Raw genomic sequence first — 23936 nt, 5'->3', positions numbered from 1 at the left:
TACCGGTATAGTAATTGGCATGGTCAAGCTCAAGACAGACAGAGACATGGACGCGATGCGGGAGTCGGGGCGGGTGGTGGCGCGGGCCCTGGCGGCGGTCCGGGCCGCGGCGGCCGTCGGCGTGCGCCTGCGGGACCTGGACGAGGTGGCCCACCAGGTCCTCAAGGACGCGGGCGCCACCTCGCCGTTCCTGCACTACCGCCCGTCGTTCGCCCCGGTGCCCTTCCCGGCCACGCTGTGCGCGTCGGTGAACGACGCGATCGTGCACGGCGTCCCCGACGACTACCGCCTGCGCGACGGCGACCTGCTCTCCGCCGACTTCGGCGCGCTCCTGGGCGGCTGGGCGGGCGATTCGGCGATCAGCTTCATCGTGGGCGCGCCGCGCCCCGAGGACGTCCGCCTGATCGAGACCGCCGAGCGCGCCCTCCAGGCGGGCATCGCGGCGGCGACAGTGGGCAACCGGATCGGGGACATCGCCCACGCCATCGGCACCGTCTGCCGCGGCGCGGGGTACGGCATCCCGGACGGCTTCGGCGGCCACGGCATCGGCCGCCGCATGCACGAGGACCCCTCCGTGCCGAACGAAGGCCCCGCAGGCCGCGGCCTGCCCCTGCGGCACGGCATGGTGCTCGCCATCGAGCCGATGGTGATCGGCGGCGGCACGGACGGGTTCCACACCGCCCCGGACGGCTGGACGCTGCGCACGGACGACGGCAGCCGCGCGGCCCACGCCGAGCACACGGTCGCGATCACGAACGCCGGGCCGCGCGTCCTGACGGCGCTGTAGGACACGGGCGCCGCGCGCGGGCCGCGGGCCGCGGGCAGCCGCAGCGCTCCCGTACGACAGCTCTCCGTACGGCACCTCCGTACGGCGCCTCCGTACGCAAGCCCTCCGCACGACAACGAGGCCCGTGCCGCCCACCAGCTGGGCGGCACGGGCCTCGCTCATGCCCAGTGAACGCGCGGAACGGGACTACGGCGCGGGCCGCACCACCCTCGCCGATCCGCCGCCCCTGCGCTCCTTCTCCGCGGCGGCGACCCAGCGGCCGTCGGGGAGGAGCTGCACGCCGGTGGCCGCGCCGATCTCCGGGTTCTTCTTGAAGGAGTGGCCGAGCGCCTCCAGGTCGCGCCGCACGCGGCTGTCCCACAGGCCGGGCTCGAGCTCCGTCTGCGCGGCGTTGCGCTGGCTCGCGCGCGGCGCCGCGATGGCGTCCACCAGCTCCAGGTCCCGGTCGAGGAAGCCGGTCAGGGTCTGAAGGACGGTGGTGATGATGGTCGCGCCGCCGGGCGAGCCGAGCGCGACGACCGGCTCGCGGTGCTTGTCGAGCACGATCGTCGGCGAGATCGACGAGCGCGGCCGCTTGCCCGGACCGGGCAGGTTCGGGTCGTGCACGTCCGGGCGCGCGGGCGCGAACGAGAAGTCGGTCAGCTCGTTGTTGAGCAGGAAGCCACGGCCGGGCACCGTGATGCCGCTGCCGCCGGTGGACTCGATGGTCAGCGTGTACGCGACGACGTTGCCCCACTTGTCGGCCGCCGTCAGATGCGTGGTGTTCTCGCCCTCGTACGTGGTCGGGGCCGCCTTGCCGCTCGTCGCGCACGGCGCGGGGTGGCGCGGGTCACCGGGGGCGACGGGGCTCTCCAGGACCGCGTCGTCCTTGATCAGGCAGGCGCGGGAGTCGGCGAACTTCTGCGAGAGCAGCCGCTTGGTGGGCACGCTCTCGAAGTCGGGGTCGCCCACCCAGCGCCCCCGGTCGGCGAACGCGACCCGGCTCGCCTCGATGAAGCGGTGCAGATAGCGCGCCTTGCCCACCCGCGACAGGTCGCCCCGCTCCAGGATGTTCAGGGCCTCCCCCACGGTGGTGCCGCCGGACGACGACGGGGCCATCGAGTAGACGCCGAGGCCCCGGTACGTCGTCCTGGTGGGCGCCTGCTCCTTCACCTCGTACGCGCGCAGGTCCTTCATGGTCAGGTCGCCGCGGCGCGCGTTGCGCCCAGAGTCCGGGTCCACCGGCGGCTTCCTGACCGTCCGTACGAAGTCCTCGCCGATGTCGCCCCGGTACAGCGCGCCGACGCCCTCGTGCCGCAGCTCGGCGTAGGTGCGGGCCAGGTCGGGGTTCTTGAAGGTGGAGCCGACCACGGGGAGCTTGCCGCCCGGCAGGAACAGCTCGGCGGTGTCCGGGAAGTCCCGGAACCGCTTCTCGTTGGCGGCGGTCTGGGCGCGGAACGTCTCGTCCACCGTGAAGCCGTCGCGCGCGAGCCGCTCGGCGGGCTTCAGGAGGGTGCCGAGGCGTTCACTGCCCCAGTTGTCGAGCGCGGTCCGCCAGGTGGCGGGCGTCCCGGGCGCACCGACGCCGAGGCCGCTCGTCTGCGCGTCGGCGAACGGCAGCGGCTTGCCGTTCTCCAGGAAGAGGTCGGTGTCCGCGGTGCGCGGCGCCGTCTCGCGGCCGTCGAGGGTGTGCACGCTCTTGGTCTTCGCGTCGTAGTAGACGAAGTACCCGCCGCCCCCGACGCCCGCCGAGTACGGCTCGGTGACGCCGAGCGCGGCGGCCGTGGCGACCGCCGCGTCCACGGCGTTGCCGCCCTTGCGCAGCACCTCGATCCCGGCTGCGGACGCGTCCGCGTCGACGCTCGCGACCGCGCCGCCGTAGCCGACGGCCTCGGGCACCTTGGCCGGGGTCCGCCCGGACGCACCGGACGCACCACCCGTAGCGGCCGAACCAGCCGAACTGACCGAAGTGGCCGAATCCGGTCTTGTGCCCGCTTGGGCGGCGGTGGCCGGTTCGGCCGTCGTGCCCGGTTCCGCTGTCCGCGAAGGCGAAGGGGGCGCGGCCGCACCGACCGTCACCAATACCCCTCCGACCGCCAAAAGCGTCAGATTCCGCACTACAGCCCGTCGCATGTGCACCTCCAGTCAACATCCGTCCGCGCAGCGTAACTTCGGGCCCTCAGCGCCGCCACGCCGCCTTCCGAGGTGGCCGTGAATGGCCGCTAGCATGCGCGCCCATGACTGAAGACGTGCGCCTTCTCGTCCTCGGCCCGGGCGCGGCCGCCCTCGGCGCCGCCCTGGCCCTGTACCTCCGCGCGGGTCTGGCGCGCCGCGGCCTCAGGCGCCGCCGGGCGTTCTTCGGCCTGCCCGAGCACTCCGAGGCGCTGCTCGTGGTCAACCGCGAGGCGGGCGGCCCGGAGCTGACCGTGACCCGCCACGACGTGCTCTCGCTCATGGAGCTTTCCGCCCTCGTCAAGGAGTGCGGCGCGCACCCCCAGATCGTCCCCCACGACGCCGCGCCGCAGGGCTTCGGCGAGCGCACCGAGTTCTGCGTCGGCAACCCCGCGTTCCACCGCCGCATGGCCGCGCACATGCACTCGCTGCTGCCGGGCGTGCGCGTGAACGCCGACCCGGAGCCCGGCCCGGACCGCGGGGCCTTCCAGATCGGCTCCGAGCGCTACCGCCTGGAGGCGGGCGTCACGGAGTACGTGCTGCTCGCGCGGCTCACCGCGGGGCAGGACACGCGGCCCGTGTTCCTCTTCTGCGGCCAGCGGGCGATCACCAACCAGGCGGCGACCCGCTATCTGGCCCGCCACCACGAGCGCCTCGCCCGCAAGCACGGCGACGCGTTCGTGCTGCTCCTGAAGGTCGTGAACTCCCAGGCGTACGGCCCGGACGTGGTCGAGGTGGTCGAGGACGTGACCCGCGCGGCGCAGGAGCCGATACCGGCGCCGCCGGGCGGTCGCGCCTCGCACCGCGCCAAGTGAACGCACCGTGATCCACTCCTCGCGGAACGTACGCCTCCTATAACGCTTCCGTGACGCTGTCCTGATTTTCCGGACAGCGCGCAACCCGGCGGGGCCGTCGGGACTCTCACTCCGGGCAGGCAGTCAGCATTCGCACGGAGGTACGTTTCCTTGAGGTCCCGCAGGTCCCTGAGCCCCCGCCGCCCCATACGCACCCGGCACGCCGCCGTCGCGGGCGCCGCGGCGCTCGCGGCCGCCCTGACCGCCTGCTCCGGCGGCGGCTCCGGCGACGACGACGCCAAGGCCGAGAAGCCGAGGATCTCGGTGAACCTCACCGGCAAGCAGGCCAAGGCGGGCGTCCCGGTCACCGTGAAGCTCACGTCCAAGGACACCAAGCTGAAGGACGTCTCGGTCGCCGACAGCGAGGGCACCGAGCTCGCCGGGAAGGTCTCCGCGAACGGCCGCGGCTGGACCTCCACCCGCAAGGCCGCGCCGGGCACCAGCTACACCGTGCGGGCCACCACGGACAACGGCGGCAAGGCCGGGAAGTCCTTCACGACGGCCGCGCCCGAGAAGGTCAACAAGGTCACCATCACGCCGGGCCGCAACGTCAAGACCGTCGGCGTCGGCCAGCCCCTGTCGATCGTCTTCGACCACCCCGTCACGAACAAGGCGGAGGTCGAGAAGCACCTCAAGGTCAAGACGTCGGACGACACGACGGGCTCCTGGGGCTGGATCAAGAACTACGACGGCAAGGACCGCGTCGACTGGCGGCCCAAGGAGTACTGGAAGTCCGGCACGAAGGTCGAGCTCGACGCCGAGCTCAACGGCGTCGACTCGGGCACCGGCGGCGGCTGGTTCGTCCGTGACTACGACACCGCGATGACGGTCGGCAAGAATCAAGTCGTCAAGGTCAATCTTGACAACAAGACCGCGACGTTGACGCGCGACGGCGAGACCGTCAAGTCCGTACCGATGTCGGCGGGCACGCCCGGCGGCGAGAAGGCGTCCTGGGGCGGCACGTCGATCCTGATGGCCAAGGAGGGCACGATCAACATGCGCTCCGAGACCGTCGGCCTCGGCAACGCCTACGACAAGATGGTCGACTACTCGATGCGCCTGACCTGGTCGGGCATGTACGCGCACGCGGCCCCCTGGAACGCCGCGTACTTCGGGAACACCAACCACAGCTCCGGCTGCGTCGGCATGAGCACCTCCAACGCCTCCTGGCTGTACGGCCAGGTGCAGATCGGCGACCCCTTCGAGGTCTCGGGCAGCGGCTCCAAGGGCACGCCCGACCCGGGCAACGGCTACGGCGCGTGGAACCTCTCCTGGGCGGACTGGCAGGCCAAGAGCGCGCTGCGCTGAGGCCGCGCGGCCGACGGCGGGGAAACTCCACCGCTCAACCATCGTTACCCGTACGTAACTTACCGACGGGTTACCCGAGGTAAGCCCGCGCGGTTACCGTCAGGTCACTTTGCACCGGCACGTGTGAGGAGTGACCCGTGGGAAAGACGCGCAGAGTTGTGCGGACCACTGCCCTGGGCGCGGTATCGGCGGCGCTCGTCGCCGGTGCCGTGCCCGCCGCGCAGGCGGGACCGTTGTCCCGGGCGTCCGCGCCGGGCGTCCGCTTCGTCGACATCCCCGGCGACGGCGGCACCGTCCTCAAGGCCAACGTGGTCACGCCCGCGGGCGCCGCCGCGGACGGCTCGTACCCCGTGATCGTGCTGCCCACGAGCTGGGCCATGCCGCAGATCGAGTACATCGCGCAGGCCAAGAAGCTCGCCGCCGCGGGCTATGTCGTCGTCAGCTACAACTCGCGCGGCTTCTGGCAGTCCGGCGGCGAGATCGAGGTCGGCGGCCCCGAGGACATCGCGGACGCCTCCCGCGTCATCGACTGGACGCTGCGCAACACCCCCGCCGACCCCGGCAAGGTCGGCATGGCGGGCGTCAGCTACGGCGCGGGCATCTCCCTGCTCGCCGCCGGGCACGACGAGCGGATCAAGGCGGTCGTGGCGCTCAGCGGCTGGAGCGACCTCGTGGAGTCCATCTACAGCGGCCGCACCCAGCACGTCCAGGCGGCCGCCCTGCTCGGCGGCGCGGGCTATCTCACCGGCCGCCCGAGCCCCGAGCTGAAGCGCGTCCTGAAGGACTTCCTCGCCTCCGACCTGGACCAGGAGGACGAGATGATCGCGTGGGGCGCCAAGCGCTCCCCCGAGACCTATCTGGACGGCATCAACCGCAACGGCGCGGCCGTCATGCTCGGCAACGCCTGGGGCGACACCATCTTCCCGCCCAACGAGTACGCCGCGTTCTACGAGAAGCTCAAGGGCCCCAAGCGCCTGGAGCTGCGCCCCGGCGACCACGCGACGGCCGAGGCGACCGGCCTGTTCGGCCTGCCCAACGACACCTGGACCAGCACCCAGCGCTGGTTCGACCGCTACCTCAAGGGCGAGAAGAACGGCGTCGACCAGGAGCAGCCGGTCCAGCTGAAGTCCCGCTCCACGGGCGGGTACGAGGGCTACCCCGACTGGAAGTCGGTCGGCGCCGCCAAGGGCAAGCTGGACCTCGCGGGCACCACCACGATCCGGGCGAACGTCGACTCCGGCGCCAACGGCGGCATCGCGATGCTCTCCAACACCCTCGACCAGTTCCTGAAGCTGCCGCCGATGGCCTCCATGCCGCTGCTGCCGCGCCGGTACGCGGCCGTGTGGCAGTCGGAGCGGTCCGAGCGGCCCCAGCGCGTGCGCGGCACCGCCAGGCTGCACACCACGCTCAGCAGCACCAAGGAGAGCGGAACCCTCGTCGCGTACCTCTACGACGTGGGCCCGCTCGGCCTCGGCAAGCTGGTCAGCAACGCGCCGTACACCTTCCACGGCAAGACCCCCGGCAAGCCGTTCGGCGTCGACCTGGAGCTGTTCTCCACGGCCTACGACGTCCCGGCAGGACACAGGCTCGCCCTGGTGGTCGACACGGTCGACCCGCTCTACATCGAGCACAACCCGTCCGGCGCGCAGCTGACCTTCTCCTCGCCCAAGACCGACCCGTCGTACGTGTCGATCCCCCTGCGCGAGCAGTGATCTCCGGCTGCTGCCGGGCGGGCCTGGCCCTTCCAGCTACTGCTTCCCCTAGGGGGCGGGGGCCCTGGGGGGACCCCCTCCCGGCAGCAGCGTCCCTGGTTCAGCCGGGGCGACGTCCACGGCCTCTGTCTTGGGACTGCGCCGCTGGCGCTTGGACACCCAGTAGGCGAACCACGACAGCAGCATGCACATCCCGATGTAGATCGGCGAGATCACCATGACCACGGGGATGAAAGGCAAATCGTAGTCGAGGTTCGACGCGATCAGCTTCCCGGCGTGGAGGAACTCCTCATAGGTGATCAGATAGCCGAGCGAGGTGTCCTTCAGGGCCACGACCAACTGGCTGATGATGGCGGGCAGCATGGCCCGCACGGCCTGTGGCACCAGGACGTACGACATGACCTGAGTCTTTCTCATCCCCAGCGCGTAGGCGGCCTCCCTCTGTCCGCGCTCGACGGAGTTGACGCCGGAGCGGAACACCTCGGCGAGCACGGAGCCGTTGTAGAGCGTGAGCCCGGCGACCAGCGCCGGAAGCGGCTGGACCTTCAGCGCCACGAAGACGAAGAAGATCATCACGAGTACGGGCATGGCCCTGAAGAACTCGACGGCCACCGTGGCCAGCCAGCGCACCACACGGTGTTCGGAGAGCCTGCCGGTCGCGAGCAGCCCGCCGAGCGCGAGCGAGAGCACGGCGGCGATGGCGAAGGCCTTGAGCGTGTTGCCGAGCCCGCGCAGGAGCAGCTCCTGGATGCCCTTGTACTCGAACGGCGCCCACTTGGTGCGGGTGAACTGGTCGGTGTCGAACAGCAGGTACAGGACCCAGGCGAGGAGCCCGACGATGACGGCGGTCGACACGACGCCGTAGAGCAGGTGCCGCCTGCGGGTCCTGGGGCCCGGGATGTCGTAGAGGGCGGTGGCTTCGGGAGCGGTGGCGGTGGTGGTCATCGGGCGACTCCCCAGCGCTTCTCGAGGACGTTGAAGACGGCGCTGATGGCGAGGGTGATGATCAGGTAGCCCAGGGCGATCCAGACGAAGGTCCAGATGATGTTGTAGCCGAGTTCGCTGAGCGTCTTGTAGGTGCCGAGGAGTTCGGTGACGCTGAACGCGCCCGCGATCGCGGAGTTCTTGGCGAGCGCGATGAGGTTGGAGCCGACGGGCGGGATCACCGAGCGGAACGCCTGCGGCAGGATCACCATGGACAGGGTCTGACCGAACGTCATGCCGAGGCTGCGGGCGGCCTCGCCCTGGCCCCGGGGCACGGTGTTGATGCCGGAGCGCAGGGCCTCGCAGATGAAGGCGGAGGTGTAGCAGCCGAGCGCGAGGACCGCGAACGCCTTGAAGGGCAGGACGAGCCCGAAGCGCGGCAGGCCGAGCAGGACGGCGAAGAACAGCAGGGTCAGCGGGGTGTTCCGCAGGACCGCCACCCACACCGCGCCGAACACCCGGAAGGACCCGACGGGCGCCACCCGGAAGGAGGCCATGACGAAGCCGAGCACGAGGGCCAGGACCGAGGCGTACACGGTGAGTTCGACGGTGCCGAGGAAGCCGTCGCCGTAGGTGGAGAAGTTGTCCGTCAGTACGTTCACGACGCCTCCTCAGTTCGCCGGGTAGCGGTCGATGGCGGGCGGCTTCGGGGCGGGCACCCCGGACAGGCCGAGGGTCGCGTCGTACGCCTTCTTCCAGTCGCCGTCCCGTTCGCGGGCGGCCAGGGCGTCGTCGATGGCGAACCGCAGCGTGCTGTCGCCCTTGGGGACGCCGATGCCGTAGGGCTCCTTGGAGAAGGGCCTGCCGACCAGCTTGAGCTCGTCGGGGACCTTCGCCGCGTAGCCGATGAGGATGGCGTCGTCGGTGGTGACCGCGTCGACCTGATAGGTCAGCAGGTTGTCGACGCACACCGAGTACGTGTCGTACGCGACGAGCGTGGCCTTCGGGTAGTCCTGCTGGATGCGCTGGTACGGGGTGGAGCCCGCGGCGGAGCACACGCGCTTGCCGTCGAGGTCCTTCGGGCCCTTGATGTCCTCCTCGTCGTGCCGGACGAGGAGGCTCTGGCCCGCCATGTAGTAGGGGCCGCCGAAGCCGACGAGCTTCTTGCGGTTGTCGTTGATGGTGTAGGTGCCTACGTAGTAATCGATCTGCCCGTTCTGCAGGGCGGTCTCGCGGTTGGCGGAGGCGATGGTCTTGAACGAGATGCGCTTGGGGTCGAGGCCGAGCGAGGCCGACACCATCTTGGCGATCTCGATGTCGAAGCCGGAGTAGCGGCCGGTCGCCGGGTCCTTCTCACCGAGGTAGGGCTGGTCCTCCTTGGCGCCGACGACGAAGCGGCCGCGGTTCTTGGCCTTGCGCCAGGTGCCGGACGCGGGCAGTTCGAAGTCCTGGGCGACGCGGTAGACGGGCAGCTTCCCGGCGGCGGGGCCCTTGGTGGGCGGGCTGCCCTCCTTGCCGCAGGCGGCGGTGGCGAGCGCGGTCAGCGACAGGGCCGTGAGCAGCCCGAACAGACGTGTCGTACGCAGTGTCGTACGCATGGGACCCATCCCCCCGTCAGTGCTTGAGGATCTTGGAGAGGAAGTCCTTGGCGCGGTCGCTCTCCGGGTGCGTGAAGAAGTCCTCGGGGGCCCGGTCCTCGACGATCCGGCCGTCGGCCATGAACACGACGCGGTTGGCGGCCGAGCGCGCGAAGCCCATCTCGTGGGTGACGACCACCATCGTCATGCCATCGCGGGCGAGCGACTGCATGACTTCGAGGACCTCGTTGATCATCTCGGGGTCGAGGGCCGACGTCGGCTCGTCGAAGAGCATGACCTTGGGGTCCATGGCGAGCGCGCGGGCGATGGCCACGCGCTGCTGCTGGCCGCCGGAGAGCTGCGCGGGGAACTTGGCGGCCTGCGCGGCGAGGCCGACCCGTTCCAGGAGCTCGTGGGAGCGCTGGTCCGCCTCGTCCTTCTTGCGGCCCCTGACCTTGACCTGCGCCAGGGAGACGTTCTGCAGGACGGTCTTGTGCGCGAAGAGGTTGAACGACTGGAACACCATGCCGACTTCGGCACGGAGCCGCGCCAGCGCCTTGCCCTCCTCGGGCAGCGGCTGCCCGTCCAGGCGGATGGAGCCCGACTGGATGGTCTCCAGCCGGTTGATCGTCCGGCAGAGCGTTGACTTGCCCGACCCTGACGGGCCGATGACCACGACCACCTCCCCCTTGCCGACGGTGAGGTCGATGTCCTGGAGGACATGCAACTCGCCGTAGTACTTGTTCACGTCACGCAGCTCGATCAACGGATCGACGGCCATGCCCAGACCTGCCCACTCTCAGCGGTGTCGGTCAGCGCAAACTATCCACGGCAAAACTGGACTTATGGGACGACACGCACTTACGGGCATTAACCGTATTTGAGACCGTGAGTTCGCCGAGCGGTCATGACCTGGCCAGGTCGCGGCCGCTCCCCGTTCACGCCGCGACCACGCCCGTACCTATGCCTCCGAGGCCTCCGCGTACATCTGGGACAGCTCGGGGGTGCCCTGGACGGCCCAGTCGAGGCCCGCCGCGACCACCTGGAGCTCGCGGCCCGAGGCGAGGCCGACCACGGGGGTGCCGCCGGGCAGGACGTGCCACGCGGCGCCGGGGACGGTGCGGACGATGACCGTGCCGAGGTAGAGGCCCGCGTCGTTGCCGAACCAGGGCAGCGACTCCTGGTCGTCCCGCCAGCGCGGGGTGAGCTGGTCGAGCGCCGCCAACGAGGCGGGGCTGTCGTCCAGTTCGAGCCCGGCGCGCGCGGCCGTGGAGCGCAGCAGCTCGCACTCCGAGAACAGTTCGGCCACCCCGTCCGGATCTGCCTCGAAGGCGGCGGCGAGCCTCAGGCCCGGCTCGCTCCCGTGCCGCTTGCGCCACTTTTCCAGGAACGGAATGTTCATGACCGGCCTCTCCGTGGGGTGCCCGGGACGGCCGGGCGACGGATCCGCATTCCCAGGAATGTATCTTGCGGCAGTTGATCACGGAATCAGGCGAATCACTCCGTTCGGCCCACGTGCCGCACGCGGCGCGGCAGGGGCGGCCCCTACGGGCCGGTCAGCGGGGCGCGCGGGCTCATCGGCGGGTGAAGGCTCAGCGGCGGGTGAAGGCGAGGATCGTGGCCAGGTTCATCGGGCGGCGCGTGGAGAGGTACAGGTACGGCGCCGTGTGGTGCGGGCCGCGCAGTTCCACGCGCAGCGCGGTCGGCACATAGCTGCGCAGCAGCAGGTGCGCGTACGCGTTCGCCTTGCGGGTGCGCCACTCGAAGGCCTCGCCCGCGTCCAGGATCTCGGTAGGACCGAGCTCGTCGACGGGGATCGTCCGGCCGCCCGCCACCAGCGTGCCCGGGGTCACCACGATCCGCGCCGAGCCGTAGCGGTGGACGAGCGGGCCGAAGACGGCGACGACCAGCAGCACCCCGGCCACGGCGGCCGCCGGGCCGAACGGCAGCAGCAGCCCGCCGAACAGACATCCACCGCACACGACGAGGAACCACCAGCCGGCCGGAACACTCAGGCGCTCATCGTAAAGATGCATGCGCCCATCCTGGCAAAGGGACGGGGAGGGCGAGCGGCGGGGTGCGGGACACCGGCGGGGGGCCTGGGGGACGGCGGCACGGCGCGCGGGGCGGCATCTTGACGGGTATCTGATGACTCTTTAGCTTCGGGGCGCACCAGCCGTCCCCCGCGTGTCTCCCGCCGCGGCTCGATGGATTCGAGGAAGGGCCCGTATGCGCCGACGCTTCTGGGGTGCCGCCGCCGTACTCGCGCTGCTCGCCGGTGTCGCCCCCGCAGGCGTCGCCGGGGCCGCGCCCCCGCGTGCACCGGGACCGCTCCCCCTGGAGCGGCTCTTCGACAACAAGGCCGTCAGCGCCGACGCCCGCCCCGACGGCGCGGACTTCGACGGCGCGGGCGCCTCGCTGTCCGCCGCCGATCTGACGGCGGCCGGGTGGACTCCCGGGCGCGCCCTCGGAGTTGACGGCGCGCGGCTGCGGTGGCCGGACACCCGCGCGGGCGAGCCGGACAACGTACGGGCCGACGGCCAGTGGGTGCGGGTGCGCGGGCGCGGGGACGCGCTCGCGTTCCTCGTCGCGGGCACCGGCGGCGACGCGAGCGGCACGGGGAGCGTGCGCTACCGCGACGGCTCGCACGGCACGTACCGGCTGACCGCGCCCGACTGGCGCGCCGGGCCGCTCGCCACCAAGGCCGTGGCCCTGCCGCACGTCAACACCCCCGGCGGGCAGCGCGCCGAGAAGGCCAGGCTCTACGCGGTGACCGTGCCCCTCGCGCGCGGCCGCGAGGTCGCCTCGGTGCGCCTCCCCCGCCTCGGCCCGGGGCCGGACCTGCATGTCTTCGCCGTGTCCGTGCGGGGCGAGACGCGGGGGTGGACGGGCACCTGGTCGGCGTCGACGTCCGGGTATCCGGCGGTGGGCCCCTGGGCCGACCGGACCGTGCGGCTCGTCGTGCGCGCCAGCGCGGGCGGGCCCCGGGTGCGGATCCGGCTCGACAACACCTTCGCGGCGGCCCCGGTGCGGATCGGGAGCGCCAGCGTCGCCGTGCGCGCGGCCGGGGCGGGGGCGCGGGGCGCGCCGGTGGCGCTGGCGTTCGGCGGCGCGGGCGGGGTGGAGATCCCCGCCGGGGCGCAGGTGTTCAGCGACCCCGTGCGGTTCGCGGTGCCCGCGGGCGCGGATCTGCTCGTCAGCTTCCATCTGCCGGGTCCGGTGACCGCGGCGCCGGTGCACAGCCAGGCCCTCCAGACGTCGTACGTCAGCGAGCCCGGCGACCACGCGGCACAGGCCTCCGGCGCGGCCTACACCGCCGCGCTGCGGACGTGGCCGCTGCTCACCGGGATCGACGTCGGGGGCGGGCCCGGCTCTGTGGTGCTGCTCGGCGACTCCATCACCGACGGCGTCGGCTCCACGCCCGACACGGCCCGCCGGTGGCCCGACGTGCTCGCGCGGCGGCTGCTCCAGCAGGACGACGTCGTCCGGTACGGGGTCCTCAACCAGGGCGTCTCCGCGAACCGGGTGCTCACCGACCGCTATCCAGGGGACGGCGTCTCCGCCGACACCGGGGGCGTCAGCGCGCTGCACCGCCTCGACCGGGACGTGTTCGCGCAGACGTCCGCGCGGACCGTGGTCGTCTTCCAGGGCATCAACGACCTGCGGGCCGGGGCGCTGGCCGGAGACGTCGTGGGCGGGCTGCGGGAGATCGCGGCGCGCGCCCGCGCGCGGGGGCTGCGGGTGGTGGCGGCGACGCTGGTGCCGTGCGGCGGCGAGGCGCGGTGCACGGCCGCCGTGGACGCGGAGCGGGGCGCGGTGAACGCCGCGCTGCGGGACGGCGCGGGGTTCGACGCGGTGCTCGACTTCGACGCGGCGCTCCGGGACCCGGCGCTGCCCTCGCGGCTGCTGCCCCGCTACGACAGCGGCGACCATCTGCACCCCGGCGACGCGGGCCTGGCCGCCCTGGCCGACGCCGTGCCCCTGCCCCTCGCAGGGCGCCCCAGGCCCGCCCCTTCCCGAAACCGGGGCTCCGCCCCGGACCCCGTATCGGCGCCGCGCGCCTCGTCCTCAAACGCCGGACGGGCTGAAACTGGCAGGTTCTAGCCCGTCCGGCGTTTGAGGACGAGGCCGAAGGCCGATTGCTGTGAGCAGGGGAACGGGGGCAGCCGCACCCGGGTCAGTCCGACGCCGCGGCGCGCGTGCGCGGCGGACGCCGCGCCGCCGCACCGGCCCGTCGGACGGACCCTAGGCGCCGCGCCCACCGCGCCTCACCTCGCGCCCGGCTCACTCGCTGGCCAGGGCCTCGGCCTTGGCCTTGGCGGGCGGCTGCGAGCGGGACCAGCCGCGTTCGATGAGCGCGCAGACGAACCCCGCCACGGCGACGATCACGCCGAGCACGATCCAGCCGGGCTTGCCCCAGTTGACGCACATCGCGATGACGACGATGGGCGCCACGGCCTCGGACAGGCCGTGCCCTAGGCCCATCACGCCCTGGTACTGGCCCTGCGCCTCGGGCTTGGCCAGGGCGAACGACAGCTCGAACGTACCGGCGGCCTGCCACACCTCGGCCAGCGAGTGCACGACGATGCCGACGAGCAGCAGCGCGACCGCGATCCACGCGGCGGGTCCCGCCGCCACCGCCATCAGGATCCACGCCACCAGGAACAGCGGTCCTGACAGCGCGAGCAGCCGGGCCGCCGACGCGGGTCCGGTGATGGACCGGGTGGCGGGCACCTGGGTGGCGGCGACGATGACCGCCCCGAGGAACAGGACGATCGCGGCCATCCACCGCGGCGCGTCCGTGCGCAGGACGATCCACACCGGCAGCGCCTGGATCAGCACGAAGTACTGCAGGCTCGCGACCGACGACGCGGCGGTCAGGCTGAGATAGGTCCGGTCGCGCAGCGCCAGCCACCGGGGCGTCTTCGCCGCGGAGTCGTCGGCGTCGTCGGCGGCGTCGGCGCCCCGGGTGGGGGCGAAGTTCGGAAGGCGCGTCAGGATGGCGGCGGCGAGCAGGAACGTGCCGGTGTCGATGAGGATCATCGTCACGTACGCCACGCGCGTGTCGATGGCCAGGACGACCGCGGCCCCGATGGTGCCCGCCGCGATCCCGACGTTGGTCACAGCCCGCAGATACGTGCGCAGGCGCGCGCCCTTGCCCTCCTCCGCGAGCACCCCGATCATCGCGCCGCGCGCGCTGACGGTTCCCGCGCGGCCGACGGCAGCGGCGGCGGCCACGATGAGCAGCGGCCACAGGCTGTGCACGAGGAGCAGGCTGACGCTCGCCGCCGCCTCCAGGAGCATCGACCCGATGAGGACGTTCTTGGAACCCTTGCGGTCGGCGAGGTCGCCGATGAGCACTCCGGCGCCGAACCCGGCGAGCGACCCGACGGTGAGGCCGACGCCCGCGGCCGTCGGGCTCAGCCCCGCGGACCGGATGAGGAAGATCGTGCCCGCGGACAGGAACATCCCCATGCCGATGGTGTTCACGATGGTCGACAGCGCGAGGAGCCGCTGATGGGGATCGTCCGGACCGCTCACCGCGGCCCGGAACCTGCCCCACGAGGTCGTCATGCTCACGAGGTAGCCCCGAGGAAGGCGTCCTCGAGCCGCACGATGTGCGACTGGGTCCAGCGGGCGACGCGCAGGGCGCAGTCGCGGTCGGACTCGCCGGGGCGCAGGCCGTCGAGGACCATCGTGCGGTATTCGTCCACGCCTATTCCGCACTGCGGGGTGCTTTCCAGGCGGCGGAGGACCCACTTCTTACGGCGGCAGAGCTCACCGGAAAGGACGAGGGCGGCATCCGTGAGGAAACCCGCGGCGAGCCCGGCGGAAACGCGGGCCGTCTTGAAGTCACCGGAGTCGAGCTGACCGGCGACATCGGTGAGGCAGTTCTCGGCGTCGGCCTTCAGGAAACGGGCGAGGGCACGGCCGTACGACGAGCTTTCGAGCAGGTCACGCATTTCCTTGAAGAAGGCTTCGTTCTTCAGCGGAACGCCGATGGAAAGCCGGTAGATGAAGTCCTGGAGGAAGTCACCGGTGTTGCAGAACTCGACCTCCTTTTCCAGATAGGAGGCAAGAGCGGTGGCGAGCGTGTCGGTCGGCCACACCCGCAGGTCGACGCGCTGGTCGCCGTAGGCGCCCATCCAGACGGTCCAGCGCACGCCGCTCGGGTCGGAGCCGGGCCAGGTCTCCATGGTCTCGTCGACGGGGAGGTCCAGGTCCTCGTCGGCGAACGCGTAGATGTCGAGGTCGCTGAACGTGTTGCCCCAGCCGGCGGCCGTCGAGCCCGTCAGGCACACGGCCTTGGCGTCGGCAAGGCCGGGAAAGCGCTTGAGGATGGCATCGAAGGAAAGGTCGGGCTGGGTGAGAACCGACGGCTGGGGGACGATTACCTCAACAGTGGGGTTGAACATCGGATTCCTTCCGGATAACAGAGATTGGCGTACGAGAAGGGGCTGCCAGGGGTGGCAGCCGAGATTAATCAACGTTGCCTTAATCACGCCGCGGATTAGCCGAAACGCATGCTAGGCTCCGCGCCCATGAACGCAGCGAATTCCTCGGGTATATCGAATCGATCGTTGAAGCTCGTGCCGTGGAGCACGGGAACGAAAACGGACAGGGACGGCGGCACGGACGCGGCGCGGGGGCGCGGCACCGCGCTCGTGTGCGTTCCGTGGGCCGGGGCCGGTGCGACTCCGTTCCGCCCCTGGGGGCCGGTGATCGGGGACGCGGCCGATGTGTACGGCGTGCGGCTCGCCGGCCGCGAGAGCCGCCAGACGGAGCCGCTGCCGACGTCCCTCGACGAGGTGGTCGACGAACTGGTCGCGGAGCTGGTCGCGTTGGGCGCGCCGCGCGTGGCCCTGTTCGGCCAGTGCTCCGGCGCACTGCTCGCGTACCAGACCGCGCGGCGGCTGCACCGGACCGGCGAGGGTCCCGAGGTCGCCCAGCTGCTCGTCTCCTCGCAGCTCCCGCCGCGCGTGCTGGCCACGACCCGGGTGGAGTCCGGTGCGGACGTCTCGCGCTACGTGCCCGAGCACCTCCGGGACGAGCCCGAACTCCTGGAGGTGCTGCTGCCGATCCTCACCGCGGACATGCGTCTCGTCGCGGACTACGTCCACACCGCCCACGCGCCCCTCGACGTGCCGCTCACCGTGCTCTACGGGGCGGACGACGACCTGCTCGGCGGGGCCGACGTCGACGGCTGGCGCGAGGAGACCACGGGGCCGATCGCCTTCCACGAGGTCGCCGGGGCCGATCATCTCTTCGGCGGCGCCGCGTGGCTGGAGCTCGCCAAGGCGGTCCGCGCCGCCCTGACGTAGGCGCCCCGCGCTCGCGGCCGACCTAGCCATCGCCGAGGGAGGCCGCGAGCTGCGCGACGGTCGGGCGCGAGAAGACATCGACGACCTTGACGCCCGGCCAGCGCCGACGCAGGATCCGGACCACCTCGACGACCATGGCGGAGGTCGCGCCCAGGTCGAAGAAGCCCTCGTCCGGGTCGACGGTGTCCAGGCCGAGCGCCTCGGCCCACACCGCCGCGACCACGTCGACGGGGTCGCCGGCCAGGTCGGCCGCGGCCTCGGGCGCGCTTGTCGGCTCAGGCATCCATGGCCTCCCGCACCGTCGTGCCGACCAGGCGCAGGTGGTCCAGGTCGCCGGGGTCGAGAACGGTGACGATCATGCCGTCGACCCCGGCCTCGCGGTACTCCGCGACCTGGCGGCGCACGTCGTCGCGGGTGCCGCACAGGGCGAAGCCGCGAACGGCGCTGGGCGCCCGGCCCAGGAGCGTCCCGAGCCGTTCCAGGGACTCCTGGACCTCCGCCTCGGACTCGCTGATGATCGCGTGTCCCAGCCAGGTCCTGGTGATCTCGCCGGAGTCGCGGCCCACGGTGGCGCAGGCCTTCTCCAGTACGTCGATCTTGTGGCGCACGGTGGCGGGGGCGCCGAAGAAATTGCAGGCGTCGCCGTACCGGGCCACGGTCGGGATGAGGACGCGTTCGCCGCCGCCGCCGATGAGGATCGGCGGCCCTTCGAAGTTGATCGGCCCCGGCACGTTGAGCGGCTCGTCGATGCGGTGGTACGTGCCGGAGAACCGCGGTGCCTGCTCGGTGAACATCGCCCGGCAGATCCGCACCGCCTCGGCCAGTGCCTTCAGGCGCTCGCCCGTGGTCTGGAAGTCCAGGCCGTAGGCGCGGCACTCGTCCTCGTGCCAGCCCGCGCCGATGCCGAGGATCGCGCGTCCCTTGCTGATGACGTCGATGGTGGTCACCATCTTCGCGAGGAGCGCGGGGTTGCGGAATCCGTTGCAGGAGACGAGCACGCCGAGGCGTACGGACGAGGTGACGGCGGCCAGCGCCGCGAGCGTCGTGTACGCCTCCAGGATCGGCTCGTCCGGTTCGCCGACCGAGGCGATCTGGTGCACGTGGTCCATGGTCCACACGCTGTCGAAGCCCGAGGCCTCGGCGGTCCGCGCCATCTCGACGACACGGTCGAAGAGCTGGTTGTCCATGGTCCCGGGGAAGGAGTAGCCGGCTATCTGCAGGCCGACCCGGGTGACGGGTGGGCGACTCATCCGGCGACTGCCTGCTGCGCGAGCGCCGCGGCGTCGGCGGGCGTGGCGACCTGGAGGATGTCGAGTTCGACGAGGCGGGCGCAGAGCGCCCGCACGGGCTCCTCGATCTCCGCGGCCGACAGGTCCGAAGCGGCGGCGAGGCCCTCGACGATCTCGGCGACGCTGCGGCGCCCGTCGATGAGCCGCCAGACCTTGCGGGCGTCGGCGTCGATGACGTAGCGGCCGATGAGCCGTTCGATCAGCAGCCCGCCCTCGTGGCGCTCGGTGAGCTCCACGACCTGGTCGGGCACGCGGGCGGTCACGTCGAGGCGGCGGATCAGGACGTCGTGGGTGTGGACGGTGGTCATGCGGTTTTCTCCGTTTCCAGGGCCTGCTCGATGAAGGTCGAAGTGGCCTCGATGGTGGGCGCGATGAAGGGCAGGTCGATCGGCAGGTCGAGTCCGAGCTCGTCGTTCAGGCGGGCTCCGATCTCCACCGCGTGCAGGGAGTCGCCGCCGAGGCCGTCCAGGAAGTGCGCGTCGTGGGCGATGCCCTCGACGCCGAGGACCTCGCGCCAGACCGTCTCGACGAACGCGGTGATGTCCGCCGTGTCGGCGCGGGCCGGTGCCTGCGGCGAGGCGTCGGCCGCCTCCGGTCGCGCGGCCGGGCGTTCGAGCCAGAACCGGCGGCGGGTGAACGGGTAGGTCGGCAGGGGGACGCGGCCGCGCGGCTCGTCGGCGTGGTAGGCGGTCCAGTCGACGGCGACTCCCGCGCGCCAGGCCAGGGCCGCGGCGTCGGCCAGGTCGAAGGCCGGGCCGACGATGATCCTGCCCGCGCCCTCGCGGGCGGGCCCGGCGTCGGCGTCGGCGTCGGTGTCGGCGGTGCAGGCGTCGAGGGCCGCCTCCAGGGCGGCGGGGTCGGCTCCGGCGGCCAGCCACCGCGCGGCGGGGCGCGCCCAGCCCGGGGCGTCCACGCGGGCGAAGGTCAGGCCGAGGCGGAGCAGGGCCCGAGCGACGCCGAGCGCGGCGAGGGCACCGGCGCGCTGCGGGGCGAGGCCGCTCAGTTCGGCGTGTCCGGTGAGTTCGGTGAGGGTGGCGCGCAGCAACGGCGTGGTGGCGAGGAGCCGTTCGCCCATCGCGGCGAGTTCGCCGGGGGTGCCGTGGAGGGCCAGGGACCACCGTGCGATGGGCCGGTCGGCCTCGGCGGGGGCGCGCAGCCGCGCGACGGCGTCGGCGGGGTCGGTGACCACGGCCGCCCAGCGGCGGGCGAACCGGGCGCGCCCCACTCCGAGCGTGTACGCGACGTCGGCCAGGGCGGCGTCGTCGAGGACGGCCGTCGAGGCGAGCCGGTCGGCGAGCCGGTGGCGCATCCGGTTCAGCTCGTCGTCGTCGCGGGCGGACAGGGCGAGGACGTGACGCGAGCGGGCGGCGGGCGCGGCGGGCGCGGCGGGCGCCGCCTCCAGGACCACGTGCGCGTTGGAGCCGCCGAGGCCGAACGAGCTGACACCGGCGACGCGGGGCCCCTCGCCGTCCCAGGGCCGGGTCTCGGAGGTGAGGACGAAGGGGGTCGAGTCGAGGTCGATCTCAGGGTTGGGCGTACGGAAGTGGAGCGTTCCCGGCACGGTGGCCCGCTCGACGGCGAGGGCCGCCTTGATGAGTCCCGCGACGCCCGCCGCCGCGTCGGTGTGCCCGATGCTGGGCTTGACCGCGCCGAGCGTGAGGGGCGCGTGGGCCGGGCGGCCGGGGGTCGCGAAGACGCGCCTGAGCGCCTCGAATTCGACGGGGTCGCCGATCGCGGTGCCGGTGCCGTGGGCCTCGATGTAGCCCACCTGGTCGGGCTTGAGGTCCGCCCGGGCGAGCGCGGCCCGGATGACCGCTTCCTGGCCGTCGATGTTCGGGACGGTGAATCCCCCGCGTGACCCACCGTCGTTGTTGACGGCCCAGCCGCGGATGACCGCCCTGCGGTGGTCGCGGTGGGCGCGCGCGTCGTCCTCGCGCCGCAGCACGACGACTCCGGCGCCCGATCCTGGGATCGTGCCGGAGGCCTCGGCGTCGAAGGCCCGGCAGCGCCCGTCGGCCGACAGGATGCCGCCGTCGGCGTACGTGTAGCCGTCGACGTCGGGCATCAGCAGGCTCACGCCGCCCGCGAGGGCGATGTCGCAGTCGCCCGCGGCCAGCGCCGAGCAGGCGAGGGCCACCGCGCTGAGCGCCGTGGCGCAGCCGGTCTGCACGGTGATGGCGGGGCCGTTGAGGCCGAGCTTGAAGGCGAGCCGCGGGGCGAGGAAGTCCTTCTCGTTCGCCAGCGTGACGCGTACGTCGCCCGTGCGTCCCGCGGCGGCTTCCGTCGGGGCCACGTACTCACGGAAGTAGTGGTTCTCACCGGACCCGACGAACACGCCGACGACGGCGTCGTGCGCTCCGGCGTAACCGGCGTCCTCCAGCGCCTCCGCCGCCACCTCGAGGAGGACGCGCTGCTGCGGGTCCATGATGACGGCTTCCGTCGGCTGGATGCGGAAGTGGTCGGCGTCGAACGACTCGATGCCGTCGACCTTGGCGACCGCCCGTATGAACTGGCCGTTGCGGGCGCCTTCGTTCCGGGCGCTCTCGTCCCGCGCGACGGTCGCGTCTGCGGGCGCCCGATTCGACGACTCGACGCCTTCGACGAGGTTCGTCCAGTACTGCTCGACGTTTTCCGCGCCTGCGAATCGGGCCGCCATACCGATCACCGCAATTGGAGGTGCGTAAGGTGGCTTTTGCTGCATCTGTACGGCTCCTGGGATCAACGTGGCTTCGCGGCGAATCATTCGGCGGCGGCGCTCAGCGCGGCACGCGAGAAGACATCGGCGCGTGAAACTACCAGAGAGTTGTCACTGACATCAATCATTTTGATCACTCCGCATTGTGGCAAGTACTTCGGAACCAAAGGTTCCTGATTAGCGTGACGCATACGGCAATCCGATTCCGCAGCCAACTCCACGCATTTGCCGCGCAGTTGCCTCAACGGCACGCCGCTCGCGGGCCGTTGATGACTAGTTGACGACTAACGGAGACACGCCTGATCCGCGAAGCAAGACAGGCCCTACGGATATGCCGGATAAAACAGTCAGCCGAGACGCGTCACCCATGCGCTCGCGGCGTGAATTGTCCCGTTCGGGCGTCTCCTCATACCCGCTCCAGTTCATGCCGGAGGTCTTCGAGCTCGGAGCCGCCCGCCATTTGGCGGGTGAGTTCGTCCAGGGTGATCTCCGCACGGGCGTGGCTGCCCGCCATCGCGCCGCGCTTGAGGAGGACGAAACGGTCACCGACCAGGTAGGCGTGGTGCGGGTTGTGGGTGATCAGAACCACCCCGAGACCCGCGTCCCGGGCCGCGGCCACATACTTCAGGACCACACCCGACTGCTTCACACCCAGCGCCGCCGTCGGCTCATCCAGCACAAGCACCTTCGCCCCGAAATACACCGCCCGGGCGATCGCCACACACTGCCGCTCACCACCCGACAGCGTGCCGATGGGCTGATCGACATCCCGCAGATCGATGCCCATCCGCAGCAGCTCCGCATGGGTCGTCGCCCGCATCCGCTCGACATCCAGGCGCTTGAACGGCCCACTGCCCTTCGCCGGCTCGGAACCGAGGAAGAAGTTCCGCCACACCGGCATCAGCGGCACAACGGCCAGGTCCTGGTAGACCGTCGCGATCCCCCGGTCCAGCGCCTCACGGGGACTGGACAGCTTGGTCGGCTCGCCCTCGATCGAGAAGGTCCCCGCGTCATGCTGGTGCAACCCCGCGATGATCTTGATGAGAGTCGACTTACCGGCACCGTTATCGCCCAGCACGCAGGAGATCTCCCCCGCGTGCACCTCCAGCGAGACCCCCTCCAAAGCCCGGATATTGCCGTAGTACTTGCTGACACCCCGCAGTTCGACCAGCGGGGTACGGTCCGCGGGGATGGCTTCGGTCGTCATTTCGTCGCCTCCGCACGCTTGCGGACCCACGCGTTCAGCAGGGTCGCCAGGAGCAGCATCGCCCCCAGGAAGAACTTGAACCAGTCCGGGTTCCACTCCGCGTACACGATGCCCTTGCTGGTCATCCCGAAGATCAGCGCGCCCACCGCGGCACCCACCGCCGAGCCGTAACCACCCGTGATCAGACACCCGCCGATCACCGCCGCGATGATGTAGATCAGCTCATTGCCGACCCCCTCGCCGGACTGCACCACGTCGTAGTTGAACAGCAGATGCTGGCCCGAGACCCAGGCGCCGAACGCGACCCCCATATACAGGCCGATCTTCGTCAGACCGACGGGAACTCCCACCGCGCGGGCGGCCTGCTCGCCGCCGCCGACCGCGAAGATCCAGTTCCCCGCACGGGTACGAAGGAGAATCCAGGTCGCCACCGCCACCATCGCCAGCCACCACACAATGGTGATCTTGAAGTCGACGCCACCGATAGTCACCGTCGAAGCGAAGACGTCCTTGGCCGAGGCGAAGCCCTCCATGTCGGAGATCGACTTCGTCGACACCGTGCCGCTGATCAGCTTCGTGAACCCCAGGTTCATCCCCGTCAGCATCAAGAACGTACCCAGCGTGATGATGAAACTCGGCGGATCCGTACGGACCAGCATCACACCGTTGAACACACCGATCGCGAGGGTGGCGAGCAGCGAGACACCGACACCCACCCACACATTCGCCGTCATCTGATAGCTGAACATCGACGAGATCAACGCCGACGTCGTCACCATCACACCCGCCGACAGATCGAACTCACCACCGATCATCAACAGCGCCACCGGCACCGCCATGATCCCGATCGTCGACGCCGCATACAAAACCGTCGCCAGACTGCTCGTCTGCAGGAAACTGTCCGCGACGATCGCGAAGAACAAGAACACCGCCACAGCACCCACGACCGAACCCAGCTCAGGACGGCCAAGCAGCTTCTTCAACGGCGAGGTCTTCAGCAGGCGCTCGTCGGGTGCCTTCACGGGGGTGCCGGGGGCCGGTGCGGTCGTGGTCATCGGGTGCCGCGGGCGGTGTACTTCTCGAGCCGCGGCACGTCCTTCTCGGTGACGACCGCGGGTCCGGTCAGGACCGGCTTGCCGCCGCCGAGGACGTTCGCGTTGGTCTTGTACAGCCACAGCTCGTCGATGGCGAGGTAGCCCTGGAGGTAGGGCTGCTGGTCGACGGCGAAGCCGACCTCCTTCGCCTTGAGGCGCTTGACGACCTCGGCGTTGAGGTCGAACGTGTCGACCTCGGCCTTGCTGCCCGCGTCCTCCTTGGCCTTCACCGTCACCGCGGCGATCGGCGCGCCCAGGGTGACCACCGCGTCGATGTCCTTGGACGCCTGGAGCTTCGCGCTCACCGAGGACTGCGCGCCGGGCGCGTTGGTGCCCTCCACGTTGAGGTTTTCCACCGAGCCTTCGAAGGTCTTCTTCACGCCCGCGCAGCGCTGTTCCAGCGACACGTTGCCCTGTTCGTGGATGACGCAGAGCGCCTTCTTCTTGCCGCGCCGGTTCAGTTCCTCGCCCACGGCCTCGCCCGCCACCGACTCGTCCTGGCCGATGTGGCCGAGGGCGCCGAACTTCGTGGAGAACTCCGCCCCCGAGTTGATCGTCACCACCGGGATGCCCGCCTCTTCGGCCTTGCCCAGGACGGCCTTCATCGCCTCGGGCTTGGCCAGCGTCACCACGATCCCGTCGACCTTCTTGTCGATCGCGGTCTGGACGAGCTCCGCCTGGCCCTTGCCCTCCTTGTCGTTGGAGTACAGGAACTCCACGTTGTCCTTCTTCGCCGCCTGCTTGGCGCCGTTCTGGACGATGTCCCAGAAGGTGTCGCCCTCGCCGGAGTGCGTGACCATCGCGATCTTCATGCGGGGGGTGTTCACCCCCTTGCCGCTCCCGCCGCCGCTCCCGGAGGTGTCTTCGCTGTCCTTGCCGCCGGAGCCGCTGCACCCGGCCACGAGCGTGATCGCCGCCACGCAGGCCGTGATCCCGGCCGCGCCGCGGCTGTTGCCTATACGTGCTGTACGCACGGTCGTTCCCCGTTCCCTCAGGCCGCCCCGTAGCAACGGGGG

At 71.2% G+C, this 23936-nt stretch carries 22 protein-coding genes; 6 read left to right on the top strand and 16 right to left on the bottom strand.

The window, feature by feature from the left end:
* The first annotated feature begins 19 nt into the window (after window positions 1-19).
* Complete coding sequence (gene map / locus AC07A4_RS16720; RefSeq protein WP_478598675.1) at window positions 20-787, top strand: type I methionyl aminopeptidase; 768 nt, start codon at window positions 20-22, stop codon at window positions 785-787.
* Window positions 788-973: 186 nt separating this feature from the next.
* On the opposite strand, the gene ggt is transcribed toward map, so the two are convergent.
* Complete coding sequence (gene ggt / locus AC07A4_RS16715) at window positions 974-2899, bottom strand: gamma-glutamyltransferase (protein ID WP_478598674.1); 1926 nt, start codon at window positions 2897-2899, stop codon at window positions 974-976.
* Between the two features lie 104 nt (window positions 2900-3003).
* Between ggt and AC07A4_RS16710 the strand changes: the two genes are divergently transcribed.
* The 3 genes from AC07A4_RS16710 to AC07A4_RS16700 all read left to right on the top strand — a co-directional run bounded on the left by AC07A4_RS16710 (window position 3004) and on the right by AC07A4_RS16700 (window position 6812).
* On the top strand, window positions 3004-3753 hold the full coding sequence (locus tag AC07A4_RS16710; protein WP_478598671.1) for a hypothetical protein: 750 nt from the start codon (window positions 3004-3006) through the stop codon (window positions 3751-3753).
* Between the two features lie 150 nt (window positions 3754-3903).
* The gene (locus AC07A4_RS16705; RefSeq protein ID WP_478598668.1) at window positions 3904-5100 is read left to right on the top strand and encodes a L,D-transpeptidase; all 1197 of its coding nucleotides are present in this window, start codon (window positions 3904-3906) and stop codon (window positions 5098-5100) included.
* 137 nt (window positions 5101-5237) lie between these two features.
* Window positions 5238-6812 (top strand): CocE/NonD family hydrolase, encoded by a 1575-nt coding sequence (locus AC07A4_RS16700; protein ID WP_478598666.1) that lies wholly within the window; start codon window positions 5238-5240, stop codon window positions 6810-6812.
* Window positions 6813-6860: 48 nt separating this feature from the next.
* On the opposite strand, the gene AC07A4_RS16695 is transcribed toward AC07A4_RS16700, so the two are convergent.
* The 6 genes from AC07A4_RS16695 to AC07A4_RS16670 all read right to left on the bottom strand — a co-directional run bounded on the left by AC07A4_RS16695 (window position 6861) and on the right by AC07A4_RS16670 (window position 11349).
* A complete protein-coding gene (locus tag AC07A4_RS16695; RefSeq protein WP_478598663.1) occupies window positions 6861-7757 on the bottom strand; it encodes an amino acid ABC transporter permease in 897 nt (298 codons plus the stop codon).
* Window positions 7754-8398 carry an amino acid ABC transporter permease gene (locus tag AC07A4_RS16690; protein WP_478598661.1) on the bottom strand — a complete coding sequence of 215 codons (645 nt, stop codon included), beginning with the start codon at window positions 8396-8398 and terminating at the stop codon, window positions 7754-7756. Before AC07A4_RS16690 ends, AC07A4_RS16695 begins: the two co-directional genes overlap by 4 nt.
* A 9-nt stretch (window positions 8399-8407) precedes the next feature.
* The gene (locus AC07A4_RS16685) at window positions 8408-9334 is read right to left on the bottom strand and encodes a glutamate ABC transporter substrate-binding protein (protein ID WP_478598659.1); all 927 of its coding nucleotides are present in this window, start codon (window positions 9332-9334) and stop codon (window positions 8408-8410) included.
* Window positions 9335-9350: 16 nt separating this feature from the next.
* On the bottom strand, window positions 9351-10094 hold the full coding sequence (locus AC07A4_RS16680; protein WP_478598656.1) for an amino acid ABC transporter ATP-binding protein: 744 nt from the start codon (window positions 10092-10094) through the stop codon (window positions 9351-9353).
* A gap of 180 nt (window positions 10095-10274) precedes the next feature.
* Window positions 10275-10715 carry a DUF6278 family protein gene (locus tag AC07A4_RS16675; protein ID WP_478598653.1) on the bottom strand — a complete coding sequence of 147 codons (441 nt, stop codon included), beginning with the start codon at window positions 10713-10715 and terminating at the stop codon, window positions 10275-10277.
* A 190-nt stretch (window positions 10716-10905) separates the two neighbouring features.
* Entirely contained in the window at window positions 10906-11349 is a 444-nt protein-coding gene (locus AC07A4_RS16670) for a DUF3093 domain-containing protein (RefSeq protein ID WP_478598650.1), read from the bottom strand.
* A gap of 193 nt (window positions 11350-11542) precedes the next feature.
* Here AC07A4_RS16670 and AC07A4_RS16665 point away from each other — a divergent pair, with 193 nt between their 5' ends.
* Window positions 11543-13417: a GDSL-type esterase/lipase family protein gene (locus AC07A4_RS16665; RefSeq protein WP_478598647.1), complete on the top strand. Its 1875-nt coding sequence runs from the start codon at window positions 11543-11545 to the stop codon at window positions 13415-13417.
* 180 nt (window positions 13418-13597) lie between these two features.
* Here AC07A4_RS16665 and AC07A4_RS16660 read toward each other — a convergent pair whose 3' ends face one another.
* Complete coding sequence (locus tag AC07A4_RS16660; protein ID WP_478598645.1) at window positions 13598-14887, bottom strand: MFS transporter; 1290 nt, start codon at window positions 14885-14887, stop codon at window positions 13598-13600.
* A 2-nt stretch (window positions 14888-14889) separates the two neighbouring features.
* The gene (locus AC07A4_RS16655; RefSeq protein ID WP_478598642.1) at window positions 14890-15729 is read right to left on the bottom strand and encodes a hypothetical protein; all 840 of its coding nucleotides are present in this window, start codon (window positions 15727-15729) and stop codon (window positions 14890-14892) included.
* 174 nt (window positions 15730-15903) lie between these two features.
* On the opposite strand from AC07A4_RS16655, the gene AC07A4_RS16650 reads away from it, so the two are divergent.
* Window positions 15904-16635 (top strand): thioesterase II family protein, encoded by a 732-nt coding sequence (locus AC07A4_RS16650; protein ID WP_478598962.1) that lies wholly within the window; start codon window positions 15904-15906, stop codon window positions 16633-16635.
* Window positions 16636-16657: 22 nt separating this feature from the next.
* Here the strand turns inward: AC07A4_RS16650 and AC07A4_RS16645 are convergent, their stop codons facing one another.
* From AC07A4_RS16645 to AC07A4_RS16615, 7 genes are all read right to left on the bottom strand, one after another.
* Window positions 16658-16918: an acyl carrier protein gene (locus AC07A4_RS16645; RefSeq protein ID WP_478598640.1), complete on the bottom strand. Its 261-nt coding sequence runs from the start codon at window positions 16916-16918 to the stop codon at window positions 16658-16660.
* Window positions 16911-17885 carry a TIGR03560 family F420-dependent LLM class oxidoreductase gene (locus AC07A4_RS16640; RefSeq protein ID WP_478598637.1) on the bottom strand — a complete coding sequence of 325 codons (975 nt, stop codon included), beginning with the start codon at window positions 17883-17885 and terminating at the stop codon, window positions 16911-16913. The genes AC07A4_RS16645 and AC07A4_RS16640 overlap by 8 nt, the downstream gene beginning before the upstream one ends.
* Window positions 17882-18232, bottom strand: a complete 351-nt coding sequence (locus tag AC07A4_RS16635; RefSeq protein ID WP_478598635.1) for a PqqD family peptide modification chaperone — start codon at window positions 18230-18232, stop codon at window positions 17882-17884. The genes AC07A4_RS16640 and AC07A4_RS16635 overlap by 4 nt, the downstream gene beginning before the upstream one ends.
* The gene (locus tag AC07A4_RS16630) at window positions 18229-20625 is read right to left on the bottom strand and encodes a beta-ketoacyl synthase N-terminal-like domain-containing protein (protein ID WP_478598633.1); all 2397 of its coding nucleotides are present in this window, start codon (window positions 20623-20625) and stop codon (window positions 18229-18231) included. The genes AC07A4_RS16635 and AC07A4_RS16630 overlap by 4 nt, the downstream gene beginning before the upstream one ends.
* 400 nt (window positions 20626-21025) lie before the next feature.
* The gene (locus tag AC07A4_RS16625; protein WP_478598632.1) at window positions 21026-21826 is read right to left on the bottom strand and encodes an ATP-binding cassette domain-containing protein; all 801 of its coding nucleotides are present in this window, start codon (window positions 21824-21826) and stop codon (window positions 21026-21028) included.
* Window positions 21823-22881, bottom strand: a complete 1059-nt coding sequence (locus AC07A4_RS16620; protein WP_478598630.1) for an ABC transporter permease — start codon at window positions 22879-22881, stop codon at window positions 21823-21825. Before AC07A4_RS16620 ends, AC07A4_RS16625 begins: the two co-directional genes overlap by 4 nt.
* The gene (locus AC07A4_RS16615) at window positions 22878-23894 is read right to left on the bottom strand and encodes a sugar ABC transporter substrate-binding protein (protein ID WP_478598627.1); all 1017 of its coding nucleotides are present in this window, start codon (window positions 23892-23894) and stop codon (window positions 22878-22880) included. Before AC07A4_RS16615 ends, AC07A4_RS16620 begins: the two co-directional genes overlap by 4 nt.
* Window positions 23895-23936 lie beyond the last annotated feature (42 nt).

It is taken from the genome of Streptomyces sp. NPDC043996, from assembly GCF_056435225.1.
The sequence above is the reverse complement of the archived record's forward strand: the minus strand, read 5'-3'. Positions and strand labels throughout refer to the sequence as shown.